A 26,980-nucleotide genomic window follows, 5' to 3' on the forward strand; every position below is an offset into this window, starting at 1 on the left:
TGTCACTGTTTCTAACGTCTTTCCCTCTCGAAAGCGGTTGCAAAGGTACGCACTTTTTCCGGTTCTGCAAGTATCACGCACACTTTTTTTCTGACTTTTTTCACACTTTGGTTAAAATACGTTGTAAGACAGCGCGTTACTAGATGCATTTTTTCAAGGAAACCCTGAAGGGAGAAATCCGGTACACATTATTATATATATTATAACAGAGAGAACCGGAAAATGCCAGGAAAAAATACGGAAAACAGCCGATGACAGAAAGACAGAATCATCCTGAAGTGATGCGAAAAAGGGGTAAAACGGAGTTTTCAACATTCCCAAAGACCAGAAAAAGAGAAGAACATCCGAAACTTTAAATCGTTCCAACCCAAGATCAGGGCCAAAAATCCTGCAATATAATGCAGAATTTCATCTCCAGACAATGTCCGCTTGCCTCATAAAAACGTTCTTCCGGAAAAAGAAACACCACAGAAAAGGAAAAATCCCTTTATGTTTTTTTCCACGCAAAATGAAGGATCTGTGAAAAGACCGCCACCTTTTCGGGGAACATCGCCTACTTTTGAAAAAAGACCGCCAGCTTTTCAACCAAACACCTTTATGTATTTAAAAATCCATCTATATTGATTCCCCAATATACCTTTATGGATTGCCAAAGCGTCCTCATGAGCCCGACACTTCCTATAGTCTCCCTACACGAAAAGCACAATAAAAACAAGATACCTATCAACGTATCCTCAAACTCCAATGAACAACCGGCTTCAGAAACATGCATAATTTTCTTTATCCAATGCACTGAGAAAAAGATATTTCCCCCTCCCCACCAGCCTCTTACGCCTGTTCAATTAAATAAGTACTGTTTCTTGCCACCTAATTAGTAAAATGAACTTAATTGAACTTGATAGTTTTAAAAAAAAAGTTGAAATTTGCTGGAAATTGGAAAATTATGAAGAAATTAGCAATACTAGGCATTATTGGAACGATAGGAATATTCACTTCCTGTTCTCACTCTATATCGGATACGGAACCGACCGCTCCTACTACTGATCCGGAAGAAAAATTTCCCATTACACTGAATGTAACCAGCGCATCTGCATCGCGTCTGAACGACAGCGGATTTGAAGAAAACGATGCCATCGGACTGTATGTGGCTCACCGGAAAAATACAGAGGGGAACGCATTGCTTCCGACGGGGAATTACGTAGACAATATGCGATTTGTGCTGGATAATTCCAACCAGTGGGTTCCCGACCAGCCTATCTATTGGCAGGATCAGACCACACATGCCGACTTCTATGTCTATTATCCGTACAGTGCCTCGCTTACCGATGCCACGGCATTTACCTTGCGCGTAGCTGCCGACCAGTCGAGTCTGGAGAATTTCCAATCGAGCGATTTCACTTACGGAAAGACCCTTGACGTGACACCTACCCAACAGGCGGTAAACATCATGACGAATCACGTATGCAGTCAGATGATTATCTACCTGAAAGCCGGTAACGGATTTACCGAGGAAGAACTGAAAGCCGCCCAAATCAGTCTGAAAATCAATTCACTGAAGACAGAAGGGAGCCTTAATCTGGCGAATGGAGAGATTACACTCACGGGAGAGGCCAAAGACATGACTCCCTATCAAGGACAGGAAGATTACCGACTGCTGGTGTTGCCGCAAAGCACTACCAACGGTAGCCTGATTACGGTAAACATCAACGGACAAGATTATTTCCTGAATAAGAATTTCACGTTTACAGGCGGAAAGATTCACCGGTTTACAGTTACGGTCAACAAGAGCGGAAACGGTGTGAATGTGGGAGTTAACCCCTGGGAAGATGACGGTACGGACAACGGAGGCGTAGCCATGTAAACGGTCGGGATACCGATTTCCGAGCGGTTCCGACCGATTCGGAAAAATCACAAAAACCAATAAGATTCAACACGCTGACCGATGCTGCATACTGACAGGGAGCAGAAGCGGAAAAGAATCTGGACAGGAGAGAAATCTGAGCAATGACAAAAAAACGAAAGAAACACATGAGAGGGAATTTACTGATCAGCTATTTCATATCTTTTTTACTGTTAGGTATTCTCGGTGCCTGCCGGGATGAAAATCCGGAAGAAAAGGGCAGAGACAGGGGCCCGGGAAAAATATTACTCGAAAGTGAAGTCGACCAGCTTTACCTGAGCCGGGTAAACGACAACGGTTTTGCCGACGGAGACATCATGGGGGTGTATATCGTAGATTATGTAGGTGGAGAACCCGGGGAGCTGCAGAATTACGGCAACCGTGCCACCAACGTACAACATACTTATCATGCGGAGGAAAATAAATGGACTTCTGCCGTGGATATCTACTGGAAAGACAGCAAGACTCCGGTAGATATTTACGGCTATTATCCTTTCAGCAGTCCGGAAGAGGTGCGCTCGCATTCTTTTGAGGTAAAAAAAGACCAGTCGAAACCGACGGACGGCCGTGTAATGGGGGGCTATGAAGCCAGCGATTTTCTGTGGGGAAAGGTTGAGCGTGTAGCTCCGACCGATAAGGTTATCCGTCTGCCGCTGCGTCATCAGATGAGTAATGCACTAATTACCTTGAAGATGGGAGACGGTTTCACGGAGGATGAATGGAACGGTCTGGAGAAGTCTGTCCTGGTACAAAATACCACACGACGTGCACAAATCGACCTGGCTACCGGAAAGGTGACTCCTATGGGGGAAGCCGAGACTACCGGTACCCTTCCCTTCTGCCGTGACGGGGAATTCCGTGCCATCGTTGTTCCTCAGACGGTAAAGGCCGGAAAGGAATTGTTTGACATTACCGTAGGAAAGACTCCTTATATTTTTAAGAAAGAGGTTGACTTTTCTTATACTCCGGGAAAAATGCATCGTTTTACCATTACAGTCAATAAGAAATCGGACAGCGGGGACTATGAGTTCAAACTGACAGGTGAAGAGATTGCAGACTGGGAGGCTGACCTGGCTTCGCACGAATCGGAAATGAAGGAATATATCGTGATTCATGTAGAAGAACCGGGGACGCTGGATGCATGCCTGAAACGGACAAACAAGAATTATGCGGAGGTGCAGAACCTGAAGCTTACGGGTAAAATCGATAAGCGGGATTTTGGTTTCATGAGATTTCAAATGACTCGCCTGCAGGCTCTGAACCTGAAGGAGGTGAGAATCAAGAAATGGGAAAATGAGGGGAGTGTGTATAATGAGGATGAGATTCCAAGTGATGCAATGGGGAGTAAACAAAGTCTGCTAAAATTAATATTTCCGGACACATTAAAAGTCATCAGAGGGTTTGCAGGTACAAACCTAACAGGTAGTTTAATTATTCCTGAAGGAGTAGAAATGATTGACGAAGCTGCATTCAGTTCATGCTCCTCTTTAAATGGGACCCTGCAACTTCCTTCAACTCTTAAAAAAATTGGATCCAATGCATTCTCTGAATGTAACTTCTCAGGAGAATTAAATTTACCTTCACAGTTAGAATATATCGGTATAGGGGCTTTTTCAAGAAATAAGAATCTATCAGGTACACTCATTCTACCTAGCACATTAAAATATTTAGGATCGAGTGCATTTAGAGAATGTAGTGGTCTGACTGGTTCTATTAGTATTCCCCAAAATATAAAAATAATACCTAAAGAAGTATTCAGAGGATGCAGCAACTTAAATGGACAACTTATTTTACACGATGGCATTACTGAAATTGAAGAAAATGCTTTTTACTATACAAAATTTCAAGGGGAACTTATTCTTCCGAAAAACTTAGTGGTTATTGGTAGCAATGCTTTTAAAGGAAACAATTTTTCCGGAACTTTGGTGCTTCCCGATAAACTTTCAATAATTAATCAAAATGCATTTGCAGAATGTAGTAAAATTAGTGGAACACTTCAAATTCCCTCTCAGATTACCACAATTTCTTCCAATGCATTTTATTCATGCTCAAGCATACAAGAAATCAAGTTGCCTCAGTCTGTCGAAAATCTTCAGTCTAATGCCTTCTTTTCTTGTTCAAATGTTTCTATTATCACTTGTGAAAGTCTGACTCCTCCAATCGTACAGGGTATGGCTTTAGCCGGTATTCCTGCAACATGTAAAATCGAAGTTCCTGAACTGGCTCTAGCAGCCTATCAGACAGCTCCCGGATGGAGTGAGTTCAAACAGATTGGGGTTCATCATGAACTGATTTGCCAACCGTCTGCAGTCAAGACGCTCAACAAGGAGCATACGCAAAAATTTGTGCTGGATGCAGAAGGCGACTGGGAGGTACTGAGTCTGCCCTACTGGTGCAGCCTGAGCCCGATGAGCGGATCTAAGGAAACCGAACTGACCCTTACCGTACACGAACGTCCGCAAGGAGGAGAAGATGTCAGAAAGGGAGACATCATCTTCAAACTGAAAGACAAATATTATACCACTACCTGCAGCGTATCTCAATATAACTATGAATATGAAGAAGATGAAATCATTACCCTGCAGCAGGCTTCAAAGGGAAAAGGAGTCAATCTGGTCTTTATCGGTGACGGATACGATGCGGAAGCAATCAGCAAAGGGACTTACCTGGATGACATGAAACAGCAGGTAAAGGATTTCTTCGGAGTGGAACCCTATGCTACCTACCGCGATTATTTCACGGTCTATACTGCCATTCCCCTTTCTCAGGAAGAGGGAGTCGGATCGGTCAACCGCCTCCGGGATACGAAGTTTGAAACCACATTTACAGGAGAAAGCGGACTGAAGTGCAATACCGATGCAGTCTTCGACTATGTACGGCGCATTCCGGGGATGGACAGCGAACGCCTGAAACAGACCCTGATTGTACTGACTCCCAATACCACCAGCTACGGAGGAATCACGCAAATGTGGAATGACGGATCGGCCATATCCATCTGCCCCAAGAGCACACAGGCTTACCCGTATGACTCAAGGGGAATCGTACAGCACGAGGCAGGCGGACACGGGTTCGGTAAACTCGGAGATGAATACCTCTATCACAATGCATTCATCACCCAGTGTCCGATTTGCGGGAACATCAGCAATGAAATCAGAGATGCACAGGCGCTGGGCTGGTACGCTAACCTCTCACTTACGGCCAAGGTGCATGAAGTGCCCTGGGCACACCTGATTAACCATAATAAGTACAGTGGAATAGTGGACGTGTTTGAGGGAGGCTACATGCATACCCGAGGGGTCTACCGCTCCGAACAGACCAGCTGCATGAACAATAACATTCCTTATTTCAGCACCATCAGCCGGGAAGCCATCGTACGGCGCATCAAGGAATATGCCGGAGAAACGTTCTCCTTCGAGGAGTTCGTTGCCAACGATAAGCTGGGAGCCGTGAACAGCTACAGCCGCAACTGGAGCTGGGGAGAATGCAGCGGTCAACCGTCTGCCTCGCATCAGCCTCCGGTAATTCACCGGGGAAGTCCGAAAGCAGGAGGATCCGCAACCAGACACATCAGACACTAACCTAAACATTAAGACAGATGGGAATGAAACAGATCATATCACAGAGCCGGTGGGGAATCCTACTGATGGGAATTGCCCTGGCCGGTTGTACAGGTACGGGAACCACAGAGCCGCTTCCGGAAAAGCCCATACACAATGAGAACGAAATGGTGTTCCGGGCCGTTCATCCGGGTGCCTCACGTGCCACAGCCACCGCTTTCGAGGAAAATGACCGGATTGGAGTGTTTCTCACCGAAGCCGGAGAGGAGCTGGAGCAAAGCGGTAATTATGTCAACAATGCCTCGCTGACTTACCGTACGGGGGAATGGCAGGGAGAGTCTCCTATCTACTGGGACAACCGCAGCTATGACGTATATGCATATTTTCCCTATATCCAGCGGGTAAGTTCGGTGGACGATTATCCCTTTGCCGTAGCCACCGACCAGCGGAAGGAAGGATATGCGGCAAGCGACTTTCTGTGGGCCGGGAAAAAGAACGCACAGGCATCCGAAGGGGCAGTCACCCTCCCGTTCCGCCACTGCATGAGCCGTCTGAAGGTACGGCTGGTAGCGGGGGAAGATTATGAAGGAGAGTTGCCTAATGACGTCACGCTGTATATCCACAATACGGTGACCGAGGCTACCATCGACCTGGCAGTGGGCATCCCCACACGAAACCAGTATGCATCCGCCCGTACCGTCATTGCCCGCGATGAAGGCAACCATACCTATGGGGCCATTCTCGTTCCGCAACGGCTGCTCAACCGTCTTCCGCTGCTGGAAGTGGTTACCGAAGGGGTGTCTTACCTGATGGAAAGTACCTTTGTCTTCAAGCAGGGTATCTGCCACAACGTCACCCTGATTCTTTCGAAAAACCCGGAACAGGTGAAGATTGAAATCGGTGGTGAGATAGAAGACTGGGGCTAAGAAGCGCGAAAGGCAGCCCCGGAAGGAGTACAAGAATAATGTAAGAGAGTGAAGATAATACAAGAGAGAAGAGAGAATAGAGTAAGAGAGAAGAAAAACCAAGTAGAGACTATGATTCGAAAGTTATCCATAATCATATGCCTGATTGCCGGCGGACTGATACTGCTGGGAGGGTGTCAACACTCGCCCGAAGGGCAGGCAGAGGCCCTGCCGTACCGGCAAGGGAACGGATGGGGACTGATCCGGGCCAACGGAGAAACGGTGGTTCCTTCAGGAACCTTCCCTACCCCTCCATCGGCAGTCATTTCCCGACGGTTTTATGCGGCCGACAGCAGCGGACGGTACCAGTTGTACGACGCAGACAGTCCGCTGCAGCCGGTCTCGTCCCGGCATTTTCTGAGAATCGGCTACTTCCGCGAGGAAACGGCACCGGCACAGGAGGAAGCGTATACCCCTATCCTGCTGATTGACAGGAACGGGGATACCCGGGCTACCCTGGAAGCTGAGGGAGAGGACGGGATTGTACTGGCACACAACTTCCGGGAAGGAAGGGCCCTGGTAGGTACACAGAGCGGCAAGTTCGGCTATGTAAACTGCGAGGGAAAACTGTGCATTCCTGCGGTATATGACTATGCCGGAGATTTCTACGAAGGTAAAGCACTGGTGGCACAGGCCAACGGAGAGGGAAAGCTGGGATTTCAGGTGATTGATACCCGCGGACGCCAACTCTTCGCCCTGCAACAGTCGCAGAGCAGTTTCGACACCCGCTACAGCGACGGACTGCTGAAGTGCCGCTCCCTGCAGAACGGACGGATTACTTATTTGAACGAACTGGGAGAAGAAGTCTTTCAACTCCCGGAAAGCATAACCGACGCTTTCCGCTTTTCCTATGGCGCCGCTGTCTGCCGCACTCAGGAGGGATACGGAGCCATCGATAAAAGCGGACGTTTCATCATTCCTCCCCAGTACGACGGGGCGGAAATTATCGGAGACAACCGGATCGCCCTCTGCCAAAAAGGAGAATGGAGCATTTGCGACTTCTCCCACCGGTTGGTCTCTGAGAACAGCTATCGCAACAAACCGCTCTTCTACCAGTGGGAGACGGCTCTCCAGGCAACTGACAGTCTGATCCAGGATCCGTATGCACGGGGGGAAGAGGTGGAGGTCTTTATCCGCTGCGCCGAGAACGGCGGCAGTGAGGAACTGGCCGTTGCGACAGAAGCGGCAGAGGGAGAGAAGCAGCCCACGACAGCAGGCCGGCCGACGGATGCTCCGGAAAAGGAAGGTGCCCCTCATAAAGAGGTGCACGAAACCGACTGGAGAAAAGCCGCCAAGTCGAGTCCTTTCTACCCGGAAATACAGAAAATACTTTCCGGCAGACTGGAGGAAAGGGATGCGACACGCCGGGAGGTGATACTCGACTATGTAGAGCGGCTGAGGATGGCCTACAACACCAAAGACATGGAGTTCATCTCACAGGTATTCAGTGACAAGGCCCTCATCATCGTGGGAAAGGTAATCCATACCCTGCCCTCGGAAGAAGCCCGGTACCTGAGCAATGCACAGGTGGTCTACTCGGTCAAAAGCAAGAAAGACTATCTGGAAAGACTGGGGGCAGTGTTCCGGAGCAACCGGCACATCGAACTGAAATTCAGCGATTTTCACATTGCACGCCATCCGTCGGTAGAGGGAATCTACGGCGTCAGTCTGCGACAGGCCTACCGCTCCAGCCTCTATTCCGACGACGGATACCTCTTCCTGCTTTGGGACTTCCGCGATGCGGAAACTCCGAAGATACACGTACGCACCTGACAGCCCAGCATGCTGGACAACCAGACGCCACTGCCCGAGAAAGACATTATAGACATCAGTATATTTAATTTCTGAATATGAGAACCTTTTATTTATGCGGACTGTTGCTCTGCCTTTCCGTTGCTTGTATGGCACAGGAGTTTGCGATAAGACGCTTCCGCCCACTGCCTAACGACATTACCGCTTTCATGAATCCGTTGCGCGACCTGAATGGGGAGGCCTGTGCCCTGATCAAGGTGGTCGGAGCGGCTGATTTTACCTTCTCCACCCCTCTCGGCATCATCAAGCGCCAGCAGGAAGTCGGAGAAATCTGGTTGTATGTGCCCAACGACAGCCGCCGCATCACCATCCGCCATCCGCAATGGGGAGTGCTGCGCGACTATGCCTTCTCCAGTCCGCTGGAATCGCGCATGACCTATGAACTGGTATTGTCTTCTCCCTATATCCTGCAGAGCATGCTGGTGCAGCGCACCGAGGTACACCGGATTCCGCTCCGCGCACACGCCCAGCGCACTTCCCCCCTCAAAGGGCTGCCGCAGCAGTCGCTGCGCACTCCCCTGCCTTGGGAATTTCTGGTTTCGGTGAACGCCACTGCCGGAAAAGACCTGCTGGTACCGGGTATCCGCCTGGCTGCCCTGAAGCGGCACGGGTTCTACCTGTATGGAGAAAGCAATTTCAGTTTTCCTTCGGGAGGTACGGACGGTATCTGCGAAGCCGACGGCTATCTGCCGCAGGAAAACTACCTGCCCTATTACACCGGAAATACCCGGACCTCACACCAGCTGATACTGGCAGGAGGGATTCACCGGATACTGAAATCGCTGTATGTGTATGAGGGCGTAGGCTACGGCAAGCACCAGGTAACCTGGGAGACAACCGATGCCAAGCGGTATGAGAACCGGGCCTACAGCACATCGGGATGGGCAGCAGAAGCCGGTATCTGCTGGCGGCTGCAGCAATGGGCTATCAGCGGAGGCGTACAGACGCACAAGGGAAGCAAATGGAATGCCAATCTGGGATTGGGAATGTTTTTTTAAATGAGGTTGCACATGAGTATTCAATTACGACTCGTCATAGGATTCTTCCTGCTGGCTGCAGGAATCACCGGTTGTGTGGAAAAACCGGTACCCGAATCGCTGGCTCCCCGGGTAAGCGTGGAGCCGGCACAACAGATTACCCGCACGGCTGCCGTGCTGACAGGAAAAGTGGAAGCACAGGGAAGCGGCACGGTGAGCGAATGCGAATTCCGCTATGGAAATACTCCGGACATGAGTGAACGGATAGCGTGCGAGACGTGGGAGGCACCGCAGGTACAACTGAATCTGCAGCCGGGAACGACGTATTATTTCTGTCTGGAAGCCGGGAACGGACATCAGGCCACACAGAGTGAGGTGCTGCAGTTTCAGACGGATCCCAATGCCCTGCCGACCGTCGGTGCGGTAAGCATCGTCGGACAGACTCCGATGAGCGTCATCCTGTCGTGTCCGCTGACCGATGACGGTGGTGAGGCCATCACCGAATACGGTTATCTGTGGGGAAAAGAAGGAGAGGGAGAAAACCGGGAATCGGAAGCGGAATGGGACGAGGCAAGCGGTACGTTTACCCTTCACCTGCCCGACCTGGAACCGCTGACGGCCTATCACATCCAGGGATTTGCCACCAACAGTCTGGGACGCACCTGCAGTGAGCCCCTGCAGTTCAGCACCAGCAACGCCATCAGTTACCTCCAGCCGGGAAGTCTGCCCAAGCTGATTCACGAGAAAGAGAAATATGCCTATACCACCTTGCGCATTGCAGCCCCGCTGAACGGTGACGACGTACGTTTCCTGCGCGAGATGAGCGGCACGACAGTGACCGGAGAGCATACTCCGGGGAAAATCGAGGTACTTAATCTGGGAGATTCGCGGATTGTCAGCGGAGGGGTGAATTATTCGGGCAGCCGTTTCACTGCCAATGATACCATCGGCTACGGCATGTTCGGCAACCTGCCGTACCTGCGTGAACAGACTCTTCCTCAGGGGGCTGTCTATGTGGAAAACGGCGCGTTCGGTTCGGCATCGACACTGGAAAGGCTGGTTCTTCCGTTTGAACTGAAGGAGATAACTGCCTCGGATGAGTGTCCAAACCTGAAGGAAATCTACATTACTCCTACAAACGGGTATTACAAGACGTTGGACGGACTGCTTTACAACAAGAGTGGAAGGGAACTGGTATGGTATCCGCAAGGCAAGGATTCCGAAGAACTGATTCTGTCGGAACAACTGGATTCCATCCGGAGTTTTGCACTGAAAGGGTGTAAGGTAAAACGGGTAACCATTCCCGAATCGGTCACCGAGGTCGGCATAAGTGCCTTTGCGAGTTCGGCTCTGGAGGAAGTCACTTTCCCGCAGGGACTGACTCACATCCGCAAGGGCGTGCTGCAGGAATGCAAACAACTGAGAAAGGTCTGTCTGGGAAAGAGTACACAGTATGTCGGCGATTACTGGATTGCCCATTGCCCCGTGAAGGAACTCTACGTGTATGCCGAAGAACCTCCGTTCTGCAGCACAAATGCCTTTGGATACAATGAGTCGCTGTTCGAGCAATGCATTCTGTACGTACCGGCTGCCTCACTGAGCCGGTACAAATATCACAATACGTGGAAAAAGTTCTTACAGATTCTGCCCTGTCCGGAATAAGGCTTACGACTTGCCGGTAGCGGACAGCTTGGCAACTTCATTTTGCCAGTACTGCATCATTCCCTGATAAGCCGTGGTGCGCTGCATCGCTGCCTGGGGGAAGGTGCGGTCCAACTGACGGGATATCTGCTGCATCACCCGGATACTGTCGGAGGCAGTCAGTACGGCACCGTCGAGTTTCAGCCGCCGGGCCTCATCGGTCAGGATTCTCCGGCAGGCCTCATCTTCTACTACATTACCATATACGGGGAAATAATGAGGTGTCTGGAACGAACGGCGCGACTGCAGCAGGCTCCACCCGCCCACTCCCAGCAACATTACAACGGCAATCACTGCCACCCAGCGCAGGGGCAGTTGCCAGGGTTTCTGCCAGACGGCCCTGAACACAGCCATGTCAGAAGCATAACGTTTCTCCCTCGCCTGCCGCGTACACTTGCGGGAAACTGCCGCCAGGTGACGGCTTTTCAACAGGGAGGCCATTTCGCCGATGATGATTCCCAGGGAATAGATGTCGGCCCTTAAATCGGCCTTGGTATCGGGCAGCAGGGTTTCCGGGGCCATGTAATAGCGGGTACCGGCGGGCAACTTCAGCAGGGTATAATCGTCGCAGTCGGAAAGACTGAAGTCAATCAGCTTGACATTGTTTCCGTTGTGCGTAATCATGATGTTCTCCGGCTTCAGGTCGCGGTGAATCACCTGCTTGGTATGCAGATACTGCAGGGCATTGCAGAGTTCTCCGATAATCTTCCGTGCCAGTTCCTCAGTAAGCCGTCCCTTAGCCATGAAATCGCGCAGCGTCTCTCCGTCGACATACTCCATGATGATGCACGGTCCGATGCCGTCGACCACCTCCCAACCCATCGTATGGGCGATATGGGGATGTTCCAGCTGATAACCGATGGCAAACTCCTTGCGCAAGGCCTGTTCGTAAAACTTCTCCGACCGGTAGGAAGGAGAAAGTGTCTTGAGGATATGTTTCTTGCCGTAGCGCACCCCTACATACAGGCAGGTATATCCCGATACCGACGTATAGATGGGAGCCACTCCGCTGAACGCATCCTCCTTACTGATTTCCGTATCAATAAATCCTGAACTCAGATTTTCCATAATTACAATACATTTAATAAAGTAAGTCCGCTGTTCCGCCCTGCGATAAAAGGCTGGGTACGCTCGCCGTTGCGAAGGATATAGGGCAGCGTAAGCGGATGACCGATCATGAAAGACGTAGTCTCGAAACAGTCGCCCTCATGAAGCTTGGAGTTCTGTGCCTCGATGACCTCGAACATCAGATCTCCCTTATAAAGCAAACGTAAATAGCGGTTGGGAGCCCATCCGATTTCCACCTGCATGCCTTCCTTGAGGTTCTTGACCAGCAGCTGGTCGGACGAGAAAAAAGAAGAATTGTACACACTGCTCAGTTTCAGATGACTGCAGAACGACTTATAGTCATCGAAATTCACAAACCGGGAAAGCACATCGAGGGTCGCCTTGCGCGGATAATGCGGATAATTCACGTATCCCCACAAACGCTTGAGCGTAGAAGTGGAAATGTTCTCTTTTATCTGCATGTAAAGAAACGATGAAAACGCCTCGAAGTCGTTGGTCGTATCCAGTTTCTTACCATACTTCTCTTCTACAGTATTGATCAATTCTACGATTTCCGGTTTGAGTACATTCATTGTCAGTCTGCGTTTTTACTATATATCCACATATATGCCACTGAGCTGCATATCCTGCAGGTCAGCCGATTCCCTGTTGTCGGACAAAATTACTAAAAAAATTGCAACCAACCTACCTTTGGGAAAAGGATTCGGAAAGCAGATTGACGCTTTGTTCAGAATACCGACCGATAAGTCTGCAATTCCTTCCTCAATGCCTTGGCGCGGTGGTCGGTAAGCGAATCCAGCAGCCGCCAGAACTCCGGTCCGTGATTCATCTCACGGGTATGGGCGAGCTCGTGCAGAATGACATAATCCATCAGGTGAGCAGGGAGCAGCATCAGATAATACGACAGACTGATGTCGCGGGAAGAAGAACAGCTTCCCCAGCGCGAGCGAGCCTTCGAAATCTTCAGCTGACGGAAAGAAAGTCCCGTTTCCTGAGCCCAGTAATGAATAAGAGGAGGCAAATATTCCTGGGCCTTCTTCTTCAAGGCCCTCTCTACGGCACTGCGCAACAAGGTCTGCACCCTGGCCGACGAGAAATCGGCCTGCTCGGGATAGCAGATACATACCCCCTCCTCCGACGAACGGACCGTAAACTGCTTCAGGGGAGAAGGAGCCAGCCAGAGCCGGAAACATTCCGACTGAAGGGTATAATCGGGGGTGAACTGCTGGGGAGTAATCTCCGAAAAACTTGCCAGCAGACGCTTGCGGTAAGGCTCGATGGCCTTCAGCACCGGGCCGATGTTCACGTACGGAGGAGTCGTGACATACAGTCCGTCTGCCTTGGGACGCATGGAAATATTACGCGCCGTACGGCGGGTAGTCAGCACAATTCTGCCGAAATCTTTATCAGGAATAATCTGTTTCTTTGCCATGCTGCAAAAATAGGCATAAAAAAAAGATTACTGCTCTCGCGGTAATCTTTTTCTATTATTAAGTTAGTTATTCAAATTAGAGAGAATTGAAACTTCACAGCCTCTTTTTGTATCTACAAGTACTAACTATTATATAAAAAGCAAATGAAAATGTTATTTCCTAATGTGATTTCCTGCATCAATGGCAGTGGCCTTCTCCGCCACATCCACCAGATTCTTTACCGAATCGGGCTGATAAGCCACCTGAGGATCGGTAGTCGTCTGCTCCTGTCCCGGTACCTCCATTCCTTCTGCCATCTCCCCATCGACCGACTGTTTCACCAGACTACCGATAGTAAACAGAAAAGCCATCACTGCGGCGGCTTTGAAAAGAGGCATTACCCTGGCCCGGAAAGTCAGGCTCCGTGCCTTTACCACAGGGCGCTCTACCTGAGCCAGCAAACGTTCGTCGAAGTCCTTTCCCAACCCGACTTCCTGCATAACCTGCTGATACGTAAACAGAGACTTATACCGAAGTAAATGTACCGGAATGTCTTCCTGGCTGAAAAAAGCCCTCAATATCTGCTCCTCCTGCAACGAGGTCTCGCAGTTCCAATACTTTTCCAATAACTGTTCGATATACTTATAATCCATAGGTATCAATTTCGTTATACTTCAATTTAATCCGCTGGCGTGCCCGGAAAAGATTGACCTTCACCACCTCCTCCGTCAGTTGCAGGATTTCGGCTATTTCCTTGTAGCTCTTTCCCTCCACATCCCGGAGCTGCAGAATGGTCCGCTGCTTTTCAGGCAATTCCGCTATAAGCCGATGCAAGAGTCCGAGACGCTCGTCCCGCTCCATGAGTTTGTCCGGGGCAGCCATATCCGGCAGCTCGGTCACCTCAGGAGTCAGCTCCACGTGCCGTGCATCCATCTTCTGACTGCGGTCAATGGCCAGGTTCCGGCATATGGTCAGGCAGAATCCCTCTACCGTCTCCCACACGTTCCATTCTTCCCGGCGATTCCAGACCCTCAGCATAGTATCCTGCACAATATCCTCCGCCTCCTCCCGGTTGCGCGTAATGCACAAAGCCAATCTGAAAAGTTTGTCCTTCAGAGGCAGTATATCGTTTCGAAAACTGATCTTTTGCATCGCTCTCATAAATAATGACGGGTGAGTATACCAAAAGTTACACTCACCCGCCTATTTTTTTCAATTATTTTTTTATCACGGTTCCTGCATTGCCATCAATGGCTGAAGATGAGGTAATTACCACCTGGGAAACCCCTGCTTCGACTGCTGAAAAAGAATTTTCCAGCTTCGGAATCATGCCTCCCTGAATGACTCCCTGCGCCACATACTCGCGGAACAGCTCCGGAGTAATGACCGGAATCACGCTGTCGTCGTCGTTCTCATCGCGCAGCACCCCTTTCTTCTCGAAGCAATATACCAGCGTCACATCGAAAGCCTCCGCCAAAGCCTTGGCAGTCTCTCCCGCAATGGTATCTGCATTCGTATTCAGCATATTGCCTTCGCCATCGTGAGTCAAAGGAGCCATTACCGGTACCACACCGTGACTGATCAGTGAAACCAGTGCTTCGGCATTAACCTGCTTCACGTCGCCCACAAATCCGTAGTCGATGTCCTTCACCGGACGCTTGACCGACAGAATCACGTTCATATCCGCCCCGGTCAGTCCCACGGCATTCACCCCACGCGCCTGAAGACCGGCCACAATGTTCTTGTTCACCAGTCCCCCGTAGACCATGGTCACCACTTTCAGTGTCTCGGCATCCGTAATCCGGCGTCCGTTCACCATCTGGCTTTCAATCCCCAGCCGGGCAGCCATCTTCGTAGCCGAACGTCCTCCTCCGTGTACCAGCACCTTATATCCTTCAACCCGGGAAAAATCAGTCAGCAGCTGATTCAGTGTATCTGCCTCCTCTACGATTTTTCCACCTACCTTTATGACAGTCAGTTTCTCTTTCATCTTACTCCAAATAAGTATATCCATACAATCCAGACCGGTAATTGGCCAGGAACTCCTTACCTTCTTCCAGTGAGATACGTCCTTCCTTCACCGATTTGGTTACCCAAGTCTCCAGCGTGCGCACCAGTTTCTTCGGATTATACTGTACGTAATCCAGTACCTCGGCCACCGTCTCTCCGTCGATGATCTGATCGATGGAATAACCCTTCTCGTTCACGCTGACATGGATGGCGTTGGTATCTCCGAACAGGTTGTGCATATCACCCAGGATTTCCTGATAAGCACCCACCAGGAATACACCGATGTAATACGACTCCTTGGACTTCACGGTATGCACCGGCAAATCGTGCGAGACATTGCGGGTAGACACGAAGTTGGCAATCTTTCCGTCGGAGTCGCAGGTGATATCCTGCAGCGTAGCCGTACGGTCGGGTTTCTCGTCGAGACGCTGTATCGGCATGATCGGGAAAATCTGGTCGATGGCCCAAGAGTCCGGCAAGGACTGGAACAGCGAGAAGTTACAGAAATACTTATCTGCCAACAGTTTGTCCAGGTTACGGAATTCATCGGGAGCGTGCTTCAGTCCCGAAGCCATCCGGTTGATTTCACGGCATACCGACCAGTACAGACGTTCAATCTGTGCACGTGTCTTCAGGTCGACGATACCGTGACTGAACAAGTCGAGGGTTTCCTCACGGATCTGCTGTGCATCGTGCCAAGCCTCCAGCATCCGGCTCTGGTTCAGGTTGTCCCAGATCTGATACAACTCCTGTACCAGTTCGTGATCTTCGGCACTCACCTCAAAGTCTTCGTCCATTTCGGGAAGCGAAGCCGTTTCGAGGACCTCAAAAATCAGCACCGAATGGTGAGCCGTCAGCGAACGTCCGCTCTCGGTAATGATGTTCGGATGAGGAATGCCGTTCTTGTTGCTGGCATCGACCATGATGGAGATAGAGTCGTTTACATACTCCTGGATAGAATAGTTCACACTGCTTTCGCTGTATGACGAACGGGTACCGTCATAGTCCACTCCCAGACCGCCACCGATATCGACAAACTCAACCGGGAAGCCCAGCTGATGCAGCTGTACATAAAACTGCGAAGCCTCACGCAAGGCAGTCTTGATTCTCCGTATCTTGGTTACCTGACTACCGATATGGAAATGAATCAGTTTCAGGCAATCTTTCATTTCTTTCTTTTCGATAAAATCGAGCGCTTCCAGCAATTCACTGGAAGTCAGTCCGAACTTGCTGGCATCGCCTCCGCTTTCTTCCCATTTTCCACTTCCCGAAGAGGCAAGTTTGATGCGGATACCGATGTTGGGACGCACGTTCAACTGCTTGGCAATCCGGGCAATCAGCTTCAGTTCGTTCAACTTCTCGACTACCAGGAAAATCCGCTTACCCATTTTCTGGGCCAGCAGGGCCAGTTCGATGTAACTCTCGTCCTTGTATCCGTTACATATAATCAAAGAATCAGAATCCGTATTAATAGCGATGACTGCATGCAGTTCCGGTTTTGAGCCAGCCTCCAGTCCCAGATTGAACTTCTTTCCGTGACTGATGATCTCTTCTACCACCGGGCGCATCTGATTGACCTTGATAGGATAAATGATAAAGTTCTGGGCCTTATAGCCATACTCTTCTGCAGCCTGTACGAAACAGTTCGATATTTTCTCGATCCGATTATCCAGGATATCCGGGAAACGCACCAGCATAGGAGCCGTGACATCCCTCAACTGCAGCTCATCTACCAATTCCTTCAAATCGACCGCTACCCCATCTTTACGCGGAGTAACTACCACATGACCTTTGTCGTTAATACCAAAGTACGAAACACCCCACCCCGTAATGTTGTAGAGTTCTTCAGAATCTTCAATACGCCATTTTCTCATTTCACAACATAAAATTCTACGTTTATACTATTTTATCTGAGTAGTTTACTTATTCTTTATCCAACAAATTCTTCATTGCCGCTACTGAGTCGGCTATCTGTTCCCGGCTTTCCAGGAACTGGGCATCGAAGCGGTAATCGGCCTGTTCATAAAATGCCTTCCGCTTCTCGAGGGCCGAAAGGATGAACGACATCAGTTCGGCATCGTCTTTTCCGGCCAGCAACGGGCGTTTGCTTTTCGCAATCTTCAGGCGGCGGAACAGGACTTCGGGCACGACATCCAGAAATACGGTCTTTCCGACACGATTCATATACTGTATGTTGTCGAAGAAACAGGGGGTTCCTCCTCCGGCAGCAATGATCACATCCTCGAACTCTCCCACCTCGTGAAGCATCCGTCTTTCAATTTCACGGAAGCCTTCCTCACCGCGTTCGGCAAACAGTTCCTGCACGGTTTTGTGAAAACGCTCCTCGATATACCAGTCCAGATCAATAAACTGGAGCTGCATGGCCCGGGCAAAGGCTTTTCCCAAAGTGGTCTTTCCCGAGCCCATGAATCCGATTAAAAAAATCCGCATCATGCCTTTTTCTTCGCTGTTGTACGCGCCTTGCGTGTCTCGCTCTTTTCCTGCTGCAACTTGATTACCTTGAAGCAAGTCTCCAGGTTCAGGTCGGCGGGTTCCACGTTCGACGGAATCTTATAATTGTTCTTCTTATACGAAATATAAGGTCCGTAACGGCCGTTCAAGATCTGCAGGTCCGGTTCTTCCTCAAATACGCGGATCACTTTCTTGGCAGCTGCATCTTCCTTTTCGCGGATCAGTGCCACTGCTTCTTCCAGTGAAATGGCCAGCGGATCCATCGACTTGGGAATGGATACATACATCTTTCCATAATGCACGTACGGTCCGAAACGTCCGGTACCTACGGTCACCGTCTGTCCTTCGAGTTCACCCAAGGTACGGGGCAGGCGGAACAGGCCCAATGCTTCTTCCAGAGTGATAGTCTCGATGGAATATTCTTTGGTCAGCTGGGCAAAACGGGGCTTCTCCTCATCATCGGCTCCTCCGATCTGAGCTACCGGACCGTAGCGTCCGATCTTGACAGACACCGGTTTACCGCTCGCCGGATCGGTACCCAGGACACGCTCACCGACCTTATGTTCCATCTTGGACGCCACCGTTTCTTCTACCAGCGGATGGAATCCCTTATAGAACTGTGCCATGACGTCTGTCCAGACTTTTTCTCCCTCGGCAATCTCGTCGAACTGCTTCTCTACACTGGCGGTAAAGTTATAGTCCATGATCTGAGGGAAATATTCTTTCAGGAAGTCGTTGACCACCATACCGACATCGGTGGGCAGCAGTTTGGATTTCTCACTGCCGGTAACCTCGGTACGTACGCTTTCGGTCAACTTATCTCCTTTCAACTGCAATATATTATATTCGCGCTTTACACCTTCGCGGTTTCCTTTTTCCACGTATCCGCGCTGCTGGATGGTAGAAATGGTCGGAGCATAGGTAGACGGACGTCCGATGCCCAGTTCTTCCAACTTGCGGACCAGACTGGCTTCCGTATAACGGGGAGGAGCCTGGGTAAAGCGTTCTGTCGCTGTAATCTCTACAGAATCAAGTGCCTGTCCTTTTTCCAGTACCGGCAACAGGCGGCCTTCGTCTTCCTGCTCTACATCGTCATCATACGATTCCTTGTATACACGCAGAAAACCATCAAAGATCACCACTTCTCCTACTGCGACAAAGTTCTCTTTCATACCACTGATGGCGATGGTAGCCGTTGTCTTTTCCAGTTCGGCATCTGCCATCTGAGAAGCCAGGGTACGTTTCCAGATCAGATCGTACAGGCGCTTTTCCTGTGCCGTACCTTCGATGGTCTCATTCGACATGTATGTCGGACGGATGGCCTCGTGCGCTTCCTGAGCTCCTTTTGTCTTAGTCGTAAAATGGCGGGTATACACATATTTTTCTCCCATCAGCGACAGAATCGTCTCACGGCTCGCAGCCAGTGCCAGTTCTGAAAGGTTCACCGAGTCGGTACGCATGTAGGTAATCAATCCGTTTTCATACAACCGCTGGGCAATCATCATGGTCTGAGCCACTGTATATCCCAGTTTACGGGCGGCTTCCTGCTGTAAGGTAGACGTCGTAAAAGGGGCAGCCGGCGACTTGCGTGCCGGACGGGTCATAATGTCTTCAATGGTAAACTTGGCTCCCTTGCAAGCCTCGAGGAAAGCCTTTGCCTCTTCAAGCGTCTTGAACTTCCGGTTGAGCTCTGCCTTGATTTCGGTGCCCTTAGCATCCTGGAAGACAGCCATCACCTTGTAAGACGCCTCACTGACAAAGGCATGTACTTCGCGTTCGCGCTCCACAATCAGACGCACTGCAACCGACTGTACACGACCGGCCGACAAGGAAGGTTTAATCTTCTTCCACAGAACCGGAGAAAGTTCAAAACCCACAATACGGTCGAGCACGCGGCGGGCCTGCTGCGCATTCACCAGGTCCACGTTGATTTCACGCGGATGCTCGATGGCTTTCATGATTGCGGTTTTGGTAATTTCATGAAATACAATACGTTTCGTTTTCATCGGGTCAAGTTCCAGCACCTCGAACAAATGCCACGATATAGCCTCTCCTTCGCGGTCCTCATCGGATGCGAGCCACACCATATCTGCCTTATGCGCCTCTTTCTTCAGTTCGGAAACCAGTTTCTTCTTATCTTCCGGAACCTCATATATCGGTGTAAAATGGTTCTTGATATCTATGCTGAATGTCCTCTGCTGTAAATCACGGATATGACCATAACTGGAAAGCACTTTATAGCCTTTCCCCAAGAACTTCTCAATGGTCTTCGCCTTTGCAGGAGACTCAACGATTACTAGATTATTCTGCATAATTCTGTGTATTCCATTTAATGATTCTGCACAAATGTATGAAAAAAGGAGAATCACACCATATAAATAAGGTATGTTTCTACTTTTTTTCTTCATTTTTTACGAAATGTGTGACGAAAATACCTACAGGCAAAGGAAAATAAACCGTCAGCCGGACTTTCGTGGCGGCTTAAAAACGATTGCCTGGTTTTCATTTTTTTGCCCTTGCCAGCCGCCTTTCATGGAGGCAAATAAAAAAAGATATCAACAGGTTGTTAATAAATCACCCTTTATTAACAACCTGTTGATATCTTTCCTTCATTGGATATACCATTTATTTAAAATCCAAGGACAACTGCCCATCGCCCAACAAGTTAAAGGTAGCACGATGATAAGGACTTGCCCCATGCAAGGCAATTGCCGCCCGGTGCTTTTTGGTCGGATACCCCTTGTTGCTCCGCCAGTCGTACACAGGATATTCCGCATCCAAGCGCTTCATATAATCATCACGATACGTTTTTGCCAATATGGAAGCAGCCGCAATCGACAGGAACTTGGCATCTCCCTTGACCACCACCGTATGCGGTATGCCCGGATAAGGATTGAAGCGGTTTCCGTCAATCAGCAAGTGCTGAGGACGAATCTTCAACTGGTCTACGGCCCGGTGCATGGCTAAAAATGAAGCATTCAGGATATTGATCTTATCGATTTCCTGAGGCTCTACCACTCCCACGGCCCATGCCCACGCATCCCGTTCAATGACCTCACGCAACGCGTATCGCTGCGATTCTGTCAGCTGTTTTGAGTCATTCAGCAGGTCATTCTTATAATCAGGCGGCAGGACCACGGCAGCTGCATATACAGCTCCTGCCAGGCATCCACGGCCGGCCTCATCACAGCCTGCTTCAATGACATTTTCATGCAAATAAGGCAATAACATCTCTTCGTATTTTAAAAACGGATGCAAAGGTACGCTTTTTCAGTCTGATTATCGTCCAACCGGAGTCGCTTTTTATGAATAAGTTATTGACAGGTTTGTGCAAAAACTCCTTATCTTTGCGCCAAGTTTCATTTTTACACCCCTATTACACTATGTTTACTATCATTGGAATTATGTTTACGGGCATTGCCGTGGGATTTATCTTCAGGAAACGGCGCATATTCTATATATCACACCTCATTACGGGATTAATCTGGATACTGCTTTTTCTGCTGGGAATAGAAGTGGGAGGCAATCCGCAAATCATGAATCATCTGTACACACTGGGAGCGGAAGCCCTGGTACTGACACTCTTCTGTCTGGCAGGCAGTTGCGTGGCTGCCTGGGGATTGTGGCGGATGCTCTATCAGCCGAAAGGAGGTAAAAGATGAAAGGTAGTCTGATTATCATCGGTTTCTTTCTGATAGGAACCGTTTTCGGAAAATTCATGCCCGAAGCCGCAGAATTTGCCAGCGGTAATGTCAGTTTCTATGCACTCTGCGCGCTGATGTTCAGCGTAGGTATCAGCATCGGGAACGACCCTCAGACACTGATAAAATTCCGTTCATTGAATCCCCGCCTGGCTTTCCTGCCCCTAATGACCATTCTCGGTACCCTTGCCGGCGGACTGGTAGCCAGTCTGCTTTTGTCGCACCGGAGCCTCACCGACTGCCTGGCAATCAGTTCCGGATTTGGATATTATTCCCTCTCCAGCATATTCATCACCGAATACCGGGGAGCAGAACTGGGCACGATTGCCCTGCTGTCCAACATCATACGTGAACTGCTGACCCTTCTGTGCGCCCCACTCCTGGTACGCTGGTTCGGTAATCTGGCACCGATATCTGCCGGAGGAGCCACCACCATGGACACCACTTTGCCCATTATCGTACGCACCTCCGGACAAGAGTTTGCCATTGTATCCATCTTTCATGGATTCATCGTCGACTTCAGTGTGCCTTTTCTGGTTACCCTTTTCTGCTCGCTCAGTTAGTCGTCTTTCGGGTGATAAGCCTGCAGAGGAAGTTCACCTCTCAATACGCCCAACGCATTGGAGGCCAGAGCCCCCATCTCATCTTCTCCGGGTATCACTTCGATAGGCGCCAGTCCTTCCAGCCATTCGCGCAGCAAAGCCACGCAATAAGCATTATAGGCGATACCTCCGGTCAGAATTATCGCATCCGTCTGTCCATGCAAGGCTACATGCATGGCTCCCACCTGCTTGGCCACCGTATAAATCATGGCTTCCAGTACCAACTGATGCTTCTTGTTTCCGGCATGTGCCCAACGTACAATGGTCGGAACGTCGGTGGTACCCAGATGCGCAAGGAGTCCTCCTTTTCCATTCAGCAGCTTACGGATTTCCTGGTAAGTATATTTGCCGCTGAAACACAAATCCACCAGCTGCCGGGCAGGAATCGTACCGGCTCTTTCCGGACTGAAAGGTCCTTCTCCGTTCAGTGCATTATTCACATCCACCACCTTACCCCAGTGGTGTGCGCTGACAGAAATGCCTCCCCCCAGGTGAACCACAATCAGATCGAGTTCTTCGTATTTCCGTCCGATACGGGCCGCATAGCTACGCGACACCGCACGGCTGTTCAACGCATGAAAGATAGAGATACGAGGAATTTCAGGAATTCCGGTAATACGGGCAATATCCCTCAGCTCATCCGTCACGACCGGATCGGCCAGATAGCAGGGACAACCCATTTTTGAAGCAATCTCATCTGCAATCAGCGCCGCCAGATTGGAAGCATGCTCCATATCCGCATGCCACAAATCATGCTTGATGCGCTCATCTACCTGATAAACCCCACCCGGAGTCGGCTTCAACAGTCCTCCTCTCGCAATAATCGCATCAAATTGCTGCCACATGCCAGCCTTTTCCAGCGCTTCCTGCACATGCGTCCTGCGATAATCGTACTGTTCATTAATATGATGGAAATCTGCCAGTTCCTTTGCCGGATGAGAAATACTCTCTCTCCACACCTGAACTTCATTCTCATAAACTGCCAACTTGGTAGAAGTTGACCCTGGGTTAATTACAAGTATCTTCATAAATTCAATCGTTTTGTGTCCCCGCCAGACAGGCCAGCACAAGACTGTAAAACTTAGAGTTTCCGGAATCACTGCGCGAAGGAACCACCACGGGCGCCATTGTACCTGTCAGCATTCCGGCCATATTGGCATCGCCAAACAAAGACAAGGTCTTATAGAAGGTATTGGCCGATTCGATATTCGGAAAAATCATGATATCCGCATTTCCCACCACCGGAGAAGCCAGTCCTTTTATCTGTCCGCTATGCGCATCGCAGGCGGTCTTGGCATCCATCGGACCATCAATAAACACCTCACCGAAGGCTCCCTGAGAGGCAGCTTCCTTCAACTGCACATAACTGAGGGTATGAGGAAACTTCTCATTGACTTTCTCGGAACAGTGAATCAGTGCGATCCGGGGCTCATCATGCCCCAGTTTTCGGCACAGATCCGCATCGCAACGGATCATTGCACGATACTGTTCGAAGGTAGGCCGAGGAATCACCGCCGCATCCGAGAAGAACAGCAATTTATGATAAAGAGGGATCTGGGCGACCGCCACATGGCTCAGTACTCCGCCCGGAGGAAGCAGGCCGGTCTCTTTTTTCAGGACGGCCCTCAGCAGATTATCGGTATTGATAAGCCCCTTCATCAGGATATCCGCTTCCCCACGACGCACCAGTTCCACCGCCAACGCCGCAGCCTCATCCGGTCCCGGAGCTTCGAATACCTTCACAAAATCGGGAGATGCCGCATGCAGATGATTGGCAATTTCCATATGTGCCGAATCCGTTACCAGCAGAAACTCAGCAATTTCTTCACGCAAACTGCGTATAATAACATATTCCGTATGAGGATCATTGGGACAAACCACAGCCACCCTGCGACGAATGCCACGCGAACGAAGTGTATTTACCAATTGGGTAAGCGTTCTAATCAATTCCATACTATCAGATTTTTAGCAAATATGAAAAATAAATCTGAATAAATACATATATTTGCCGGGTTTCTATGTAATATTTAACTTATGAAAACGTTTCAAACATTCGATATTGAATCTGAATTCAAGACCTTGCACAACCGCTTTCCCAATCACCGGAAAATGCCGGTAATCGGTATTACCGGAAATTTCAGTGAAGGCAACCTCAGTCTGGCTCCCGGCTATTATACTTCCATTCTGAAAGCAGGAGGTCTTCCTTTAATCATTCCTCCCTGTGAGAACAATGACATTCTGATTAATTCACTGGAACAGGTAGACGGTATCCTGCTCACCGGAGGAGCCGACGTCAATCCCTTGTTTTTCGGAGAAGAGCCGGTGCGTGAACTTCATGGAATCAATCCTTACCGCGACCGTCAGGAATGGATGCTGACCCGCCTTGCCGTCAACCGGCAGGTTCCGATACTGGGTATTTGCCGGGGTATGCAGATGCTGAATCTAGCACTGGGAGGCAGCCTGTATCAGGACATCTATTCCCAAAGGAGTGAGACGACACTCAAGCACAGCCAGGATATGGACCGGGCCTTTGCCTCACACCACATACAGATTACTCCCGACAGCCTGCTTGCCCGCATCCTGAATACGACACGGATACCGGTCAATTCCTTCCACCACCAGGCAGTCAAGGAGGCCGCCCCCGGACTGCAAGTCTCGGCGGTTGCCCCCGATGGCGTCATCGAAGCCATAGAAAGTACCGAATATAAGTCGATTCTGGGAGTACAATGGCATCCGGAGTGCTTTATCCTCAATCAGGACGAATACATGATGCCGCTGTTCCACTGGCTCATTCAGGAAGCTACTTCCTTCAGGAGTGCCAAAGAACTCCACCGGAAGATACTGACCCTCGATACCCATTGCGATACTCCCATGTTCTTTGACCAGCAGATCAACTTTGCATCAAGAGACTCTAAAATCAAAGTCGACCTGCATAAAATGACGGAAGGCAGACAGGATGCCACTATCATGGTGGCTTATCTGGAACAAAAGGAACGGACCGACGAGGCTCTGCTGGCTGCCACCGCAAAGGCCGACCGGATACTGAATGAGATTGAAAAGATGGTGGCCATGAACTGCACGGCCGTAGACATTGCCTATACGCCTTCCGACCTGTACCGACTGAAACAGGCAGGGAAAAAAGCCATCATGCTGGGTATTGAAAACGGATATGCCATCGGAAAAGACCTGAGCAACGTGGCCCGCTTCCGCAAACGGGGAGTCGTCTACATGACCTTATGCCACAACGGCAACAACGATATCTGTGGTTCGGCACGATACAACGACGCACAGACAGGAGTCACTGCGTTCGGAGAGGAAGTCATCCGGGAAATGAACCGCACCGGAATGATGGTCGACCTCTCGCATGCCGGAGAAAGAAGTTTCTATGAAACGCTTGAAATCAGCCGCCAGCCGGTGGTATGCTCTCATTCTTCCGCACGGGCAATCTGCGACCATCCCCGCAACCTGACCGACGAACAGCTCCGTGCCATTGCGCGCCAGGGAGGTGTCGTACAAGTCTGCCTGTATAGCGGTTTCCTGCGCTCAGACCGCCCGGCAACCATCTGCGATGCCATCGACCATCTTCACCACATGGTCAACCTCATCGGCATAGAGCATGTAGGTATCGGCAGTGATTTCGACGGCGATGGCGGCATCATCGGCTGCAACGACTCTTCGGAAATGATCAATTTCACCCGCCGGTTGTTGCACGAACGTTACAGCGAAGAAGAAATCCAGATGATCTGGGGAGGCAATTTCCTGAGGGTTATGGAAGAGGTGCAACGTGCGGCTCGATAAAAGACAAGCACTTCTATCGAACATTGACTTAGTTTTGAACAGATAAATAAAATAAATACAATATGAAAAAATTACTATTTCTTCTATTTACTACCATAGTCATGTCATCATGTGGTTCTTATTATTACCAAGTTTATGACGTTACATCAAATCTAAAAGAACAAAACAACCAGTACATTGTTGAGAATGAAGATTGTTACGTCTCCTTTAACTTTTGGCTGCATTTGGGGAACGCAGCATTTACATTTCACAATAAAACAGATGAAAATCTATATATACCGCTTGCTTCCTCGTCTTTCGTCTTAAATGGCTATTCTAAATCATTGTTTGACAACGTAGATGTAACCGTATGGGTCTCTCGGACAAAAACAAAGACCTACAAAAGCAATGCTACGATTTGTGTCGCACCTCATTCTTCTGTAGTAATAAATGATAAAAAACTGCTAGACCATATATATCAGTTTTGCGACATGAAAAAAGATTTTCCCTCAAAATCTTATGGAGAAGACTTTACTGCTGCAGATACCCCTATCAGTTTCAGGTACCACATACTGTACTCACAGAATATGAATGCAGAGCAAACAAAGGCTCTGACACCGGCATTTTATGTTTCAAGAATTGAAAATTTCAAAGCAAAAAGAATTATCGAAAAAAATATTGTAAAAAGCTGCAATACTTACCAGGAAGTACCTTACAATACTCTAAAGAACGAATCGCCTAAACGTTTCTATATTGAAATGCAATCTTCTGGAATTGGTTTTTATTGAAAACAAAAACGATGACGGCCAGATCCACATTATGATGCCCCTGGTTCATCGTCAGTTAATCTTCTTGGCTTGTATGCTTTTACGTCAAATACAAACCGCCGACCCAGATTTATTAGGGATATTCAGTAAATGTCCCTAAAAAGTAAGGTGGCATATAAAGTCGATAGAGTATAATCACTTTATATGCCATTGCTATTGCCCTTTTTCTGTGTTTTTTCATATAATCCTATCAGTTGGA

22 protein-coding genes are annotated in these 26,980 nt (G+C 49.4%); 10 read left to right on the top strand and 12 right to left on the bottom strand.

Going from position 1 to position 26,980, the window contains the following annotated elements; translation table 11 throughout:
• Window positions 1–943: 943 nt before the first annotated feature.
• From H3001_RS15215 to H3001_RS15240, 6 genes are all read left to right on the top strand, one after another.
• Window positions 944–1,861 (top strand): fimbrillin family protein, encoded by a 918-nt coding sequence (locus H3001_RS15215; protein WP_178244006.1) that lies wholly within the window; start codon window positions 944–946, stop codon window positions 1,859–1,861.
• A 167-nt stretch (window positions 1,862–2,028) separates the two neighbouring features.
• Entirely contained in the window at window positions 2,029–5,478 is a 3,450-nt protein-coding gene (locus tag H3001_RS15220; protein WP_181215377.1) for a fimbrillin family protein, read from the top strand.
• Between the two features lie 23 nt (window positions 5,479–5,501).
• On the top strand, window positions 5,502–6,383 hold the full coding sequence (locus H3001_RS15225) for a fimbrillin family protein (protein ID WP_181215378.1): 882 nt from the start codon (window positions 5,502–5,504) through the stop codon (window positions 6,381–6,383).
• A 111-nt stretch (window positions 6,384–6,494) separates the two neighbouring features.
• The gene (locus tag H3001_RS15230) at window positions 6,495–8,195 is read left to right on the top strand and encodes a WG repeat-containing protein (protein WP_181215379.1); all 1,701 of its coding nucleotides are present in this window, start codon (window positions 6,495–6,497) and stop codon (window positions 8,193–8,195) included.
• A gap of 77 nt (window positions 8,196–8,272) precedes the next feature.
• Window positions 8,273–9,232: a hypothetical protein gene (locus tag H3001_RS15235; protein ID WP_181215380.1), complete on the top strand. Its 960-nt coding sequence runs from the start codon at window positions 8,273–8,275 to the stop codon at window positions 9,230–9,232.
• Between the two features lie 12 nt (window positions 9,233–9,244).
• Window positions 9,245–10,873 carry a leucine-rich repeat domain-containing protein gene (locus H3001_RS15240; RefSeq protein WP_181215381.1) on the top strand — a complete coding sequence of 543 codons (1,629 nt, stop codon included), beginning with the start codon at window positions 9,245–9,247 and terminating at the stop codon, window positions 10,871–10,873.
• 3 nt (window positions 10,874–10,876) lie between these two features.
• Here the strand turns inward: H3001_RS15240 and H3001_RS15245 are convergent, their stop codons facing one another.
• From H3001_RS15245 to H3001_RS15290, 10 genes are all read right to left on the bottom strand, one after another.
• A complete protein-coding gene (locus H3001_RS15245; protein ID WP_178243996.1) occupies window positions 10,877–11,980 on the bottom strand; it encodes a serine/threonine protein kinase in 1,104 nt (367 codons plus the stop codon).
• A gap of 2 nt (window positions 11,981–11,982) precedes the next feature.
• Entirely contained in the window at window positions 11,983–12,552 is a 570-nt protein-coding gene (locus H3001_RS15250) for a hypothetical protein (protein WP_178243994.1), read from the bottom strand.
• A 155-nt stretch (window positions 12,553–12,707) separates the two neighbouring features.
• Window positions 12,708–13,412, bottom strand: a complete 705-nt coding sequence (locus H3001_RS15255) for a M48 family metallopeptidase (protein ID WP_181215382.1) — start codon at window positions 13,410–13,412, stop codon at window positions 12,708–12,710.
• A 153-nt stretch (window positions 13,413–13,565) separates the two neighbouring features.
• On the bottom strand, window positions 13,566–14,045 hold the full coding sequence (locus H3001_RS15260) for a hypothetical protein (protein ID WP_178243990.1): 480 nt from the start codon (window positions 14,043–14,045) through the stop codon (window positions 13,566–13,568).
• A complete protein-coding gene (locus H3001_RS15265) occupies window positions 14,035–14,544 on the bottom strand; it encodes an RNA polymerase sigma factor (protein WP_178244010.1) in 510 nt (169 codons plus the stop codon). The genes H3001_RS15260 and H3001_RS15265 overlap by 11 nt, the downstream gene beginning before the upstream one ends.
• A gap of 64 nt (window positions 14,545–14,608) precedes the next feature.
• Complete coding sequence (gene argB / locus H3001_RS15270; protein ID WP_178244008.1) at window positions 14,609–15,382, bottom strand: acetylglutamate kinase; 774 nt, start codon at window positions 15,380–15,382, stop codon at window positions 14,609–14,611.
• A 1-nt stretch (window position 15,383) separates the two neighbouring features.
• Window positions 15,384–17,276, bottom strand: coding sequence for a biosynthetic arginine decarboxylase (gene speA, locus H3001_RS15275; protein WP_178243988.1), 1,893 nt, complete (start codon window positions 17,274–17,276; stop codon window positions 15,384–15,386).
• A gap of 49 nt (window positions 17,277–17,325) precedes the next feature.
• Window positions 17,326–17,856, bottom strand: coding sequence for a shikimate kinase (locus H3001_RS15280; protein WP_178243986.1), 531 nt, complete (start codon window positions 17,854–17,856; stop codon window positions 17,326–17,328).
• Window positions 17,853–20,186, bottom strand: a complete 2,334-nt coding sequence (gene topA, locus H3001_RS15285) for a type I DNA topoisomerase (RefSeq protein WP_181215383.1) — start codon at window positions 20,184–20,186, stop codon at window positions 17,853–17,855. Before topA ends, H3001_RS15280 begins: the two co-directional genes overlap by 4 nt.
• A gap of 313 nt (window positions 20,187–20,499) precedes the next feature.
• Window positions 20,500–21,105: a ribonuclease HII gene (locus H3001_RS15290; protein ID WP_181215384.1), complete on the bottom strand. Its 606-nt coding sequence runs from the start codon at window positions 21,103–21,105 to the stop codon at window positions 20,500–20,502.
• Window positions 21,106–21,257: 152 nt separating this feature from the next.
• Here H3001_RS15290 and H3001_RS15295 point away from each other — a divergent pair, with 152 nt between their 5' ends.
• A complete protein-coding gene (locus tag H3001_RS15295; protein ID WP_178243980.1) occupies window positions 21,258–21,536 on the top strand; it encodes a LysO family transporter in 279 nt (92 codons plus the stop codon).
• Complete coding sequence (locus H3001_RS15300; protein ID WP_181215385.1) at window positions 21,533–22,138, top strand: lysine exporter LysO family protein; 606 nt, start codon at window positions 21,533–21,535, stop codon at window positions 22,136–22,138. Before H3001_RS15295 ends, H3001_RS15300 begins: the two co-directional genes overlap by 4 nt.
• Here H3001_RS15300 and buk read toward each other — a convergent pair.
• Both buk and H3001_RS15310 read right to left on the bottom strand, forming a co-directional pair.
• On the bottom strand, window positions 22,135–23,205 hold the full coding sequence (gene buk, locus H3001_RS15305; protein ID WP_178243976.1) for a butyrate kinase: 1,071 nt from the start codon (window positions 23,203–23,205) through the stop codon (window positions 22,135–22,137). The genes H3001_RS15300 and buk overlap by 4 nt on opposite strands.
• A 4-nt stretch (window positions 23,206–23,209) precedes the next feature.
• Window positions 23,210–24,130, bottom strand: coding sequence for a phosphate acyltransferase (locus tag H3001_RS15310; RefSeq protein ID WP_178243974.1), 921 nt, complete (start codon window positions 24,128–24,130; stop codon window positions 23,210–23,212).
• An 81-nt stretch (window positions 24,131–24,211) separates the two neighbouring features.
• Here H3001_RS15310 and H3001_RS15315 point away from each other — a divergent pair, with 81 nt between their 5' ends.
• Together H3001_RS15315 and H3001_RS15320 are read left to right on the top strand one after the other, a co-directional pair.
• A complete protein-coding gene (locus tag H3001_RS15315; protein ID WP_181215386.1) occupies window positions 24,212–25,975 on the top strand; it encodes a gamma-glutamyl-gamma-aminobutyrate hydrolase family protein in 1,764 nt (587 codons plus the stop codon).
• 62 nt (window positions 25,976–26,037) lie between these two features.
• The gene (locus H3001_RS15320) at window positions 26,038–26,742 is read left to right on the top strand and encodes a hypothetical protein (RefSeq protein WP_181215387.1); all 705 of its coding nucleotides are present in this window, start codon (window positions 26,038–26,040) and stop codon (window positions 26,740–26,742) included.
• Window positions 26,743–26,980: the final 238 nt, after the last annotated feature.

It is taken from the genome of Phocaeicola faecicola, assembly GCF_013618865.1.
GTDB lineage: Bacteria > Bacteroidota > Bacteroidia > Bacteroidales > Bacteroidaceae > Phocaeicola > Phocaeicola faecicola.